Genomic DNA, 11,512 nt, shown 5'->3' with positions numbered 1-11,512 from the left:
TAGTTTCTTTCCTTACATCAAAAAAAGGCCAGCGAAATGCTGGCCTTTCCACACTATCATCAAATGATAGTAATACTCATGTCGCTTAGAAGCGCGCTGTTACACCAACAAAGTATGTGCGTCCGAAAACGTCATATGTCGCAGGCCAGGTGTTTGACTGTTCTGCGTTACCACCAAATGCTGGCGGCTCTTTGTCAAGCAAGTTACGAACACCGGCATTCAGACGGAAGTTTTCATTCAGGTGATAGTTACCTGAAAAATCAAAGTAGCTGAATGAACCAGTTTCTTCACGGAAGTATTGTGTTTCCTGGTCATCATCGTCGGTAGAACCGATGAATCTCCACAGAAGCTGAACATCAAAGTCATCCATGCCCCAGCCTACAGTCATACGATGCGAGTATTCAGTAGTTGGTTCGCCACATACGTTACCAAATTGGCCAGTACAGTCGACCTGGAACGGACCGGGATAAGTGGTAGAGCTCTCATCAAGGATGGTACCCAGATAGTTGATGCTCATATTTCCACCAGCTACTTCCATGCTGTAATCAGTAATGATGTCAAAACCGGTAAGTTTAGTTACCGCAGTGTTTTCGTTACCAGCAAGAACCTGTTGGATTGAACCATCTTCACGACGTGTGATTGCGTCACACTGAGGAGAACCTACACCACCTGTAGGTGAGGTGTAACAAGTACTCAGAATGTTGGCAACACCGCCAGAGAAGGTTGCGATAGCATCTTCGATTTCAATATCGAAATAATCAACAGAGATACTCAGGTTATCTGTTGGTGTTACAACCAAACCGATTGTCAATGTATCTGCTTCTTCTTCTTTCAGATCTTCATTACCAACAAAGATACCCGGCGTTTGACCTGAAACAGCGTTAAGCGTGCTGGTGAAAACTGAGTCAGCCGGCGCGCCTGTTGCTTCACAAATCGCGCGGATAGCATCTGCATTGGCGCTATCGGCATTACCGCTTGCTGCTGAACAAGGATCTTCTGCTGAAGGGAAACCCTGCGCTTCAGGCTGGAACAACTCACCGATATTCGGCGCTCTTACCGCACGGTTAAAACCAGCACGAGCTCGAACCATATCGTTTACAGTCCACGAACCAGCAATTTTAAATGCGGTAGTTCCGCCCACTGTTGACCAGTCTGCATAACAGTATGCTAGTTCCAAATCAACCACTTCGGCAAATTCTACGCCTTCAAGCAGAGGAATATAGGCTTCCGCAAAGTATTCATTTACATCGAATCCACCAGAAACTGCAGGAGAACCGTTAAATCCGGCTATTGTACTTGCTGCCAGATCCTGTGACGGGTCAAAAGAGAAATCTTCTTCACGGTGCTCAAAACCAAATGCCAGACCGATAGGACCTGCTGGTAGTTCTAACCAACCAGAAGAGTCACCGGTTACGTTAAATGCAGCAAGTTTTTGCTCGTAGGTAGAATCAGCGTTAACACGGGTACGCAGGAACTGTGCAGCGTCTTCAGAAATGTTACCTTCACCGTACAGGTTAAGAGGTGAACAACCTGTCAGACCACCATTTGCACTGGTATCCGCACAGCTTGGGTTGCCGTCAGCGTCCAGAATTACGTCACCATTTTCGTCGGTGGCCAGCAACAATGCCTGGTCGAAACGACCACGGTTAACGTTACCTTCCTGGATAGAGTTCTGGGTTACACGGCCAACCTGGAAGTAACCATCGTACATCCATACTGAATCACCGATTGCACCACGAATACCAGCAAGCATCGAGTACATTTGGCTATCATCTTCAACCTGACGAGGACCAACCTCAAGCAGACGACGACGCAGGAACGCACGGCCCTGATCATCAATACCGTCACCATCTGTATCTACGCCCTGACCAAACGCATCAGAAATAATTTGTTGGGCACCAGAATCAATGAACGGGTTACCGTCCAGCGTAAAAGTAGAAGTCTGGAAAATAGGCGTTGCAGCCAGCTGCTGAGGAACATTACTGTTAGCATAGCTACCACGAACATAAACTTCTGCATCATCGCTAACTTCATAGTGCGCCATCGCTGTGATGTTGTGACGCTCTTGTGGAAGCTGCAAGTAGTTTACCGGAGCGAAGTTATAGAAGTCATTTTCATTGCCGCTTTGTACAAACGGTCTGATGGTACCATCAGGATTAAAAATAGCTGCTTCGCCAAAGTTTTCTGGTAATGCACCACTGAAGATAGACGTGCCAGGTACGCCTGACGAACCAAATGGCTCCAGGAAGAAATCACCATTTGCATCAGTTTGGTCATCCAAAGCGACACGTGAGATAGAACGTGAGTCAGCAAATAACGCTTCACGCTCGGTATATTGCATGCTTACAACAGCATTACCCTTACCGTTGTCAAAGTTGCCACCAATTGTCAGAGCGGTATTCCAAATTTCTGCATCGCCCTCTTCGCTTTGCTCATAACTTGAATTTAACTCAACACCCTCAAAGTTCTTTTTAAGCGAAAAGTTAACAACACCGGCAACAGCATCTGAACCATAAACCGCTGATGCACCACCTGTTAGTACTTCAACATTTTCAATAAGCGCGGCTGGAATAGTGTTGATATCCACAGTACCAGCAGATGTTGTAGGAACAGCGCGAACGCCATTGATCAAAACAAGTGTACGAGACGTTCCCAGACCACGTAAGTCAACCGTAGCGATACCGCCGCCAGGGTTGTTAGAAGAGCGATCAAGACCTGGAACAGTCTGTGGAAGTGTATTAAGAAGTGCTTCTGTGTTTACCGAGTTAGTCAGTTCGAACTGCTCAACACCAACAGTAGCAACAGGCGCATTAGTTGCGAAATCCACTTTGCGAATGCGAGAACCTACAACCGAAATTTTCTCGACAGATTGCTCTTCAGCAGAAGCATTTTCTTGTGCAAGAGCAACATTGGATGTCAGAAGCGCAGCTGAAGCCGCACCAAAAGCGCACGCCAGCTTAACTGACTTAGCCAGTCTATTATTTGTAAACATGTATTGTGTCTCCCTGGACCACTAATGCAATTAGTGATTGTAGTGTAAATCGTTAAAACGACTTTTTATTTAAGTAAGACCCTGAGTCTTGAGTTGATAATAACCACATAGAACTTGTGCGGTCAACTGTCTTGCGCATGAGATGAAAAGAAAATTGAACTTTTTTGCATCCCGTTTTTAGCGGTTTTTGTCAATTAATAGTTACACTATGTTTACATTAAGTCCGCCATTTCGTAAGTCACTTTTAAAAATGTAGGAAAGTTACGAAACGAATACGAGCAAAACCGGCGTCTCCAGTTCTGCATAGTGTTTCAGTTCACGTGCATATTTAAACACAAAGAGTTGTAAATAAGAAACAAACAGTTTACAAAGCCAGCAAAGAAATTATTGCTAATAATTTTTCAATGTGTCAGCGAGGTTTCCACATTGTTCATTCATATCTAAAACTGACAAAGGTGTGAAAACTAACAATCTTGTCGGTGAAAATAAAAAAGGCCGGTAAAACCGGCCTTTTTAACTTATTAGTATTTATTTACTTATTCAAAGCGAACCGTAATCCCCGCGTTAACGCGACGGCCAAGCAGATCATATAGTGCATTGAACGTATAACCAGGTGGAACCTTGTTGGTAATGTTTCTCACACCAAGGAACAATTCCATGTTGTCACTCAGGTCATAATTAACACTTACATCGTGGGTCCAGATTGAACCAACAAAGCTGATGTCCTGATCTATACGGGCACGGTTTTTTGGGGAGGCCAGTACTGAAACATTGGTAAGTAATTGTTAGAAGTTACATTCGAAGGTAAAACGTTACTAGCTTCTCAGATTTTTGAAACTAGCAACGTTAATTTTTACTTTAATAAACAAAGTTATTAAAACGCGTGATTTACACGCAAGCTAAATCTACGCCCTAACCTTTCGTCCAATCCAAACTGACCGAAACCAAATGAAGTAGCGCTTAAGTCATCTGCTGTTCTGTCAAACAAATTTCGAACATTCAACTGAATGGTCGTTGATTCACCCAATGTATAACCAACACTTAAATCGTGAATGAATCTTGAAGCATTCTCATTTGTGAAATCACCAGTAAGCGTGTCGTCTTCCTGACGTTCGAAATTATACGAGTAGAGTTGTTGCTCAAGTGAATCAATTAAGGTTCTGTTCTGCCAGCGAACTCGATGGCTAACAAAAAACTCTTGATAAGACCAATTAATATCCACGGTACCATTCCACTCTGGGTCAGCCCAATCGCCAACATCTTCCTGAACTTCAGACGTTGCGGTGGCTTGATTTTCATTGGTAATATTATGTTGTGTGGCTGAGCGAATTCCTAAATTACCCCATTCACCAAAGTCATAGTTATAGAATATGGAAAGCGACACAGCTTCAAAAGTAGCCAAAGCTACGTTAGCAGGGCGGTTACCAGCGCGAACAACCTGAAATTCATCATCTCGAGTAAAGGTTGAACATGCTGCGTCAGTAGGAAAATCTGGAGAATCATAACAGTTGGCGGCAAGTGTCTCGAACTCAACATCATCGATAGCGCCTTCAATTTCCAAGTTATAATAATCTAAGCCAATTTGTAGATTTTCTATAAATTGCGGTGTCCATGCTGTACCAATTGTGTACGATTTACTAGTTTCAGGGTTTAGCTCTGGATTACCTGAAACATAACCGGTTGAAATTGTACCGTCAGAGATAGAGGACGTAAATGTATCAGTATCTATTCCTATGGACTCACAGTTTGCCCTGCGGACATCTGGATTTGGGCCCAAACCTACATAGCGCGCATCACATGGGTCATCGCCCGAAATAAATGACTGCGATAATGGCTGGAACAGTTCATTTATAGACGGGTTACGGAACGCTGTAGCGTATGTTGCACGAAACGACAGATCATCGTTGACTATCCATTTCATGCTCGCCTGAACCACATCTTCTTCAGTAGAGCGGTCAGAAAAACCAGCAGGAGCGTTAGTATTGAACTCTTGGTTGCGGTAAGCACCGCTAAGCTCAAAATATTGAACAAATGGAATATCCATATCAGCCGAGATTACTGGCGCTACCAGCTCAATATAGTACTCATTTGTATCATAGCCGCCGGAAACTGGCCGATCAATGGAACTACGCGTAATTGGCACGCGCCCTCCCAATGCTGGCTCGTATTCGCTTTTTTCAATACGACGCTCTGCTCCGACAACAAAATCTAGAGGGCCTGCAGGCAGTTCAAATAAGGTACTTCCTAAGTTGAAAGTATAAACGGTCTGCATGTTACTAGCCTGTGACATTTGAGAGCCGCCAGTAATGAAGTCCAACGAAGCCGCAGACGCTTGTGAGCCGAATAGATTCAATGGCTGACAGCCATCTAGGAAAGGCAGGTCTTCGTCAGTTAGGCCAGAGCCTGAAGCTTGGGAGTTGAAGCCTTCCAATGTCCCGGCAGCAAGATCAGCATAAGCACCACAGATAACATCACCACGTTGAAAGCCGCCGGTAAAGGCTGCACGCGCGCCTTGCAAGGTTGCTAGCGCGTCATCGAGAGTTTCCAAACCTTGTTCTGAACGGATTTGCTCAAGTAAATCGTCATCAACGCGTCGCGCGTCAACCGCATTAAGAAAGCGGCCATCTACTATTCCTGTAGTTTGGATATTCAAATCCGAGCGACCGTGTACAACAGCAAAGTCCCAGTAGAAGTAACGATCAGCAAGTTCAAAATCGCCTTCTAAAATATTGCTTATGCGCCACGTGTGGGTTTCGTTAGAGTTTCCACCCAACGACACAAGGTCGTTATTAAAGCGGTGAACAGAGAACTGGTCGCCTTCTAGACCAGCTTCTATCAAAGTGTCTCTCGCTTGCGTTGAAAGGAAAGGGTTGTCCAAGCCCAAAGTGATTGCAGCAGACGTACCACCGAAGAAACCAGTTTGGAAGCCACCTTGATTCACTAGCTCCGTACCACTTGTATTCGCATATACTACATCACTGCTGAAACGCAAATTATCAGCGATATCGTAGTTGAAAGATGCATACAAGTTATGACGGCTAGTGGGAGATCGAATCTGGCTCACACTATCGAAAAAGTCAATACCACATATATTGCCACGGCCATCGTTGTAGGTCTCCAGCAGTGCACGACCAGACGGCAATTGGGGTCCAGCCATACATTCTTGAATCTGACCATCACGGGTAAACTCGTAAAAATTTCCGTTAGGCAGAGCACCACTGCCCACACTGGGAGCGAAACCAGCGCCAGCAGGAGTCACTGCGCCAAAATCAGTAAACAGTTGTAGGTTTACTTCATCATAGAACAAAGAAACTGACTGCAAATCTTCGGCGGTGATTTCGCCGTCCCCGTTTATATCATCCGGCTGACCATCGCCATTACGATCTAAATATTCGTTTGTTGTGCCTCCGGAGCCCGGGTTATTATTACATAAAAATTCTTGGTCACAATCCAAAAGACCATCGGTGCGTGTATATTCCACACCAAAGGTAATATTACCACGGCCATTATCAAAATTACCGCCACCTAGCATGCTGAATTGCATTTCTTGCGCATTGCCGTTGTCGTTATCACCGTACTGTGCAGTAACTTCAAAGCCTTCGTAGTCGTCCTTTAAGATGACATTAACCGTACCGCCGATGGCGTCTGCCCCGTATGTGGCCGCACCAGTCAACGGTACTACCTCGATGCGCTCAATTAAAGCTACTGGGATCGTATTAATATCCACCTGACCGCCGCCCAGTGAAGCTGACTGGGAGCTAACCATGCGCCGACCATTAACCAGCGTTAAAGTACGCTGCGTGCCCAAGTCAAAAATATTGGCTTGGTTTTGTCCAGCGTTTTCTGCGTCTTGGTCACCCTCTGGTGTTAAAGAACCCCCAAAAAGTGGCGACTGATTGAGGATATCAGCTGCATTAGTGAAACCGCGAACCTGGATATCTTCGTCACCGAATGAAAAGACCGGTGTACTGTTACTGATTTCAACACGTTGGATCCGTGAACCAGTAACTGTTATTTTTTCAACACCAACTTCCTTAGCCTTAATATCATCTTCGCTTTGAGTTTCCTGCGCAAAAGCGGCGCCAGAAGTTGAAATAGCCAAAGCCGTGCCGAAAGCACAAGCCAGTCTGACAGACTTTGCTACCCGTGAATTGGTAAACATTATTATTTTCTCCCTGGAACGCTAATCCTTTAGCTACAACTATTATTATAATTTGGTGATTATGCGAGGTTTTTTGTACCTCTAAGGGATATTAACCTTAATTTATTTAAAGTTTCAATATGTAAATAGAAGTTAAGTCTATTATTTATTTTTCTAAAATACCGGTCTAGTAAATTTACTACCACCGTCTCCGCGTATATTCTGCACCATGTTTTTAATCAATAAATTCAAACACCTAATTAAATTTTAATCATTCACTTACTAAGGATCCAAACTTACAATAATATAAGGTTTTCCTCATATTCAGGCATAATGGAAGCCAAAGTAATGTTTTACCTGATCAGGCAAAGGGGGAAGCATATCCTTTGGCAGCAGAAAAGTTGCCATGTTGAAAAAGTCTACAAAGATTCGGTTGGATTCCGTGGTTTTTTTGAGGTAGTGGTGGCCTGATGAACCACCGGTACCGATTTTGGTGCCCAACATGCGCTGCACCATCATTGCATGGCGGTAACGCCATATGGTTAATTTTTCATCAATTTCTGTCAGGGCTGTTATCAACTGAAAGGGTACATTGAAAATAGGCTCTTCAGGATATTGTTTGATAAACAACGTCGCGAGCATCGCCTCATGACTCAGCCTGAACGCACCCTCTTCACGCAGTTTTGCGTAAGAATCTTTATCAAAAAGAGCATCAAATGTTTCTCGCGTCCCCTGCCAGTCTTTCAGTTCCTGACGCTTTTCTTTCTCTGTAAGGGTGGGATTTTGTTCTATAGTTTGCTTATCGTTTATGAGTAAATCATCAGCCGCCGTTTTGTAATGCTGCCAAAACGCAAATTCATCTTTTTCCAGCAAGGGCAGCCTGGCTAACCATGCATCAACCAGCTCAAACAAACTCGATTTTTTCTCCAGTTCCTCCAGCAAGGCTCTGTCTTTTTCAGACAATCGGTTGAAAAAGCTTTGCTGATCAAAGTCTATGCGATACTCACGTTTTAAACCCAGCGAAATTTCCAGTGTTTTGAACTGGATTGACTGAAATCCTGAGGCGGGCACCAAATAATCGCGAAAGGCTAAAAACTGCTGGGGTGTCATGGTTTCCATGACACTGATTTGATCGTTCATCAGTTGCTGAATCTGAATGATCCGGTGAAGCCGGTGCACTACACCAATAAGTTGATCATCCGGCATTTTAGGCTGGCTGAACGTATCAATAACGGCGTTTAACTCGTGCAAGACCTGCTTAAACCAAAGTTCATACACCTGGTGCACAATTATAAACAGCATTTCATCATGAGCCGGCTCACCGTACTTTTCACTTTCAAAAGCCTGGGCGCCAAGAATTTTGTCTAACTGAAGATAATCACCATAGTAAACGGGCGTTTTATTGCGTTTCATCACTTTTACAGGTTGCGAAATTGTCCATTTAGTCTAACACTTTGTTAACAGTACAGACATTGTCTACCGATATCTGTACTTAAACGCTGTAAAACCTTTTGTATCGCACGCAGGATTACTATGAAATTACACAGTGATATTCACAATTATTATGAGCATTTGATTGTGGAAAGAATCAGTGCTCTGGGTTTAGACAAGACCAAATCAACGGACTATCTGGCAGACCTTTGCTGCCTGGCGCTTAATGAAGTACCACCGCGCTATATCCGTTTTGAAGTTGATATGGCTTTTTATCTGCCGCAAAGCGAACGTCAGCAGATGGAAATGAATGTTGATTATGCTTTGAAAAAGTCCAGAGAATTTCTGGATAAAGAAAATAGCAGAGAAGTAGGCATATAGGGTGGCAGGCCCCCAGCCACATCTCGGCACATGAGTCGTCTGCTGCGGCTGCTCCCTTCCGGGCCTGACCGAGTTCACAGAGTATCATTGCGAGAGGACCAAAGGCCTACCATAGACACTACGCTGATACGAAGCGATGCTTCATCTCAGCGGCGCGCATTATGACGAGTTGCGCGCCAAGTTTCAACCCTTGTTTTTAAAACGCTCTTCGGCAATGACATTAGCCACGCGACTAGTGGCTCTGCCTTCGGCATCAGCGCGCTCAAAGATTTCTTTAAGCGTGTCGCCGATTTGGTCAAGATGATCCCGCAGTGCTTCGTTAGAAGATGACATTCTTTGATGATAAATATCAATTACACCGCCAGCGTTGATAACATAGTCAGGCGCGTAAATAATTCCCCGCTCCTGTAATACATCACCAATTTCCTCACGAGCCAGCTGGTTATTGGCTGCACCGGCAATCACCTTGGCTTTAAGGGTAGACAGTGTTTCATCGTTAATTGACGCGCCCATGGCACATGGCGCAACAACATCTACATCCAAGCCATAGATTTCTTCAGGGGCAACCGCTGTTGCACCAAGCTCCTTCACCGCGCGGTCAACGCCTTCAGGATAGATATCTGTTACAAATAATTTGGCCCCGGCGTTGTGCAGATGCTCCGCTAACCGATAACCCACATGACCCATTCCCTGAATAGCTACGCGAACCCCATTGAGATCAGATTTCAGGGCATGTTCAACTGAAGCTTTCACACCCACGAATACACCGTACGCAGTAGAAGGTGCCGGATTGCCATCTGCTGTTTCACCCGCATAATGATACTGCGCTTTTGTTCCGGCGATAAATTCTGACTCTTTAGCCATTATCTGCAGGTCGGTCACTGAGATACCTGAATCCTCAGCTGTAAAATATTTGCCGCCAAGGGAGTCGACAAATTTACCCATAGCCGTCATCATTTCCGGCGTTTTTATTTTTCGGGGATCGCCGATTATAACGGACTTGCCGCCACCAAGCTTAAGATTAGCCATGGCTGACTTATAAGTCATGCCCTTGGATAACCGCAGAACGTCAGTCAGCGCTTCGGCACTATTGATATACGGCCACATGCGGCAACCGCCCAGCGCAGGTCCTAAATTGGTATTGTGAACGGCAATAATGGCGCTAAGTCCTGCCTTTTCGTCATGATAAAACGCAACATGCTCATGGTTATCAAATTCAGAGTGATCGAATACAGACATAGGGCCTCAAATTGTAGTCTTAAGTTTACGAGATTTTACCGATGAATCAGGAGGACATGCCTTGCGATGTTTGTTAATGAATTTAACATACGAAAACATCGATACCGGCAAAAACAGATTGCTATGATGCTTATCCTAGAATCTTTTTCAATATATAATAGCCATCATAAAAGCTTGGAATATTGTACATGAAGTTAGACAAATTTGATCGCGAGATTTTGCGGGTTTTACAGCAAGATGCCACTGTCTCTATGGCAGAGTTGAGTCAGAAGGTTGGTTTATCACATACACCCTGCTGGCGACGGGTGAAACGCATGGAAGCAGACGGCATCATTGTCGGTAAAGTTACTTTGCTGGACAGCAAAAAACTTAACCTAGGCGTATCGGTTTTTATTTTTGTTACACTTAAAAATCATGATGGTGATTCTTTGATTGATTTTGAACAGTCCGTCCAATCCATTGATGAAGTAGTAGAGTGCCATACCACCAGCGGTGAGAAAGATTACCTTTTAAAGGTAGTGGTGGAAAATATAGAGGAATATGAATACCTGCTGAAAAATAAGCTGACCCATCTACCTCTGGTTGACCATCTCAGCTCTACCTTTGCATTGAAGCAGGTTAAAAACACAACGCAACTACCAATTAAAAGCCAGTAGCAATGCATTACTGTACTGCATCAGGCTGATTTTCAGGCTTTGCGTTTGCAAATGCTTCCAGCGCATTGCAGTTTGAATAAATTTTGCTGATCAGAGGAAATGAATCAATGTCGAGCCCGAAGCGTCTGGCATTGTACACCTGCGGAACCAGACAAATATCGGCAAGGGATACCTCAAAATTAAAGCAAAACTGCCCCGCTTGCGTGTGCAGGCGTTGCTCTATGGCCGTAAAGCCGCGTTGGCTCCAGTCCCTTACCCACTGTGCTTGTTCATTTTCATCCGCGCCGAAACGATGAGTCAGTGTTTGTAAAACTCTGAGATTGTTCAGCGGCTGAATGTCACAGGCAAGATCCTGGGCTAAAGCTCTCACTCTCGCCCGTTTTACGGGGTGGACAGGCAGTAGCTGATGAGGCTGCGGATATTTTTCATCCAAATACTCCACAATACTCATCGACTGGTGGAGAATAATATCCTCATCATCGTCTACAAGGGTTGGCACCAGCTGTGCAGGGTTAAGGTGCCTATAGCTTTCAGAGTGTTGCTCTCCGCCTTCCTTCACCAGGTGGACAGGGATATAGTCATAGTCTAATTGCTTCAGGTTAAGAGCAATCCGCACCCGGTACGTTGCGGACGAACGCCAGTATCCATAGAGCTTAAGCGCCATAGCCTGTT

The 11,512-nt window shown here is 44.7% G+C and carries 7 protein-coding genes and 1 other RNA gene; 2 read left to right on the top strand and 6 right to left on the bottom strand.

Annotation, left to right across the window (positions count from 1 at the left end):
- Positions 1-85 precede the first annotated feature (85 nt).
- The 3 genes from F458_RS0116645 to F458_RS0116630 all read right to left on the bottom strand — a co-directional run bounded on the left by F458_RS0116645 (position 86) and on the right by F458_RS0116630 (position 8,546).
- A complete protein-coding gene (locus F458_RS0116645) occupies positions 86-2,992 on the bottom strand; it encodes a TonB-dependent receptor domain-containing protein (protein ID WP_018984574.1) in 2,907 nt (968 codons plus the stop codon).
- 874 nt (positions 2,993-3,866) lie between these two features.
- Positions 3,867-7,154: a TonB-dependent receptor domain-containing protein gene (locus F458_RS0116635; RefSeq protein WP_018984572.1), complete on the bottom strand. Its 3,288-nt coding sequence runs from the start codon at positions 7,152-7,154 to the stop codon at positions 3,867-3,869.
- A gap of 303 nt (positions 7,155-7,457) precedes the next feature.
- Complete coding sequence (locus tag F458_RS0116630; RefSeq protein WP_018984571.1) at positions 7,458-8,546, bottom strand: tryptophan 2,3-dioxygenase family protein; 1,089 nt, start codon at positions 8,544-8,546, stop codon at positions 7,458-7,460.
- Positions 8,547-8,666: 120 nt separating this feature from the next.
- On the opposite strand from F458_RS0116630, the gene F458_RS0116625 reads away from it, so the two are divergent.
- Positions 8,667-8,945, top strand: coding sequence for a late competence development ComFB family protein (locus F458_RS0116625; protein WP_018984570.1), 279 nt, complete (start codon positions 8,667-8,669; stop codon positions 8,943-8,945).
- A 7-nt stretch (positions 8,946-8,952) separates the two neighbouring features.
- On the opposite strand, the gene ffs is transcribed toward F458_RS0116625, so the two are convergent.
- Together ffs and F458_RS0116620 are read right to left on the bottom strand one after the other, a co-directional pair.
- Positions 8,953-9,049, bottom strand: an RNA gene (ffs, locus tag F458_RS20545) — signal recognition particle sRNA small type.
- Positions 9,050-9,128: 79 nt separating this feature from the next.
- Positions 9,129-10,184, bottom strand: a complete 1,056-nt coding sequence (locus tag F458_RS0116620; RefSeq protein ID WP_018984569.1) for a Glu/Leu/Phe/Val dehydrogenase dimerization domain-containing protein — start codon at positions 10,182-10,184, stop codon at positions 9,129-9,131.
- A gap of 188 nt (positions 10,185-10,372) precedes the next feature.
- Here F458_RS0116620 and F458_RS0116615 point away from each other — a divergent pair, with 188 nt between their 5' ends.
- Complete coding sequence (locus tag F458_RS0116615) at positions 10,373-10,840, top strand: Lrp/AsnC family transcriptional regulator (RefSeq protein WP_018984568.1); 468 nt, start codon at positions 10,373-10,375, stop codon at positions 10,838-10,840.
- Between the two features lie 7 nt (positions 10,841-10,847).
- Here F458_RS0116615 and maiA read toward each other — a convergent pair whose 3' ends face one another.
- On the bottom strand, positions 10,848-11,504 hold the full coding sequence (gene maiA, locus F458_RS0116610; RefSeq protein WP_018984567.1) for a maleylacetoacetate isomerase: 657 nt from the start codon (positions 11,502-11,504) through the stop codon (positions 10,848-10,850).
- Positions 11,505-11,512 lie beyond the last annotated feature (8 nt).

The sequence above is a fragment of the Salinimonas chungwhensis DSM 16280 genome, from assembly GCF_000378185.1.
Taxonomy (GTDB): Bacteria; Pseudomonadota; Gammaproteobacteria; order Enterobacterales; family Alteromonadaceae; genus Alteromonas; species Alteromonas chungwhensis.
This window is presented reverse-complemented; position numbering and strand designations above follow the sequence as displayed.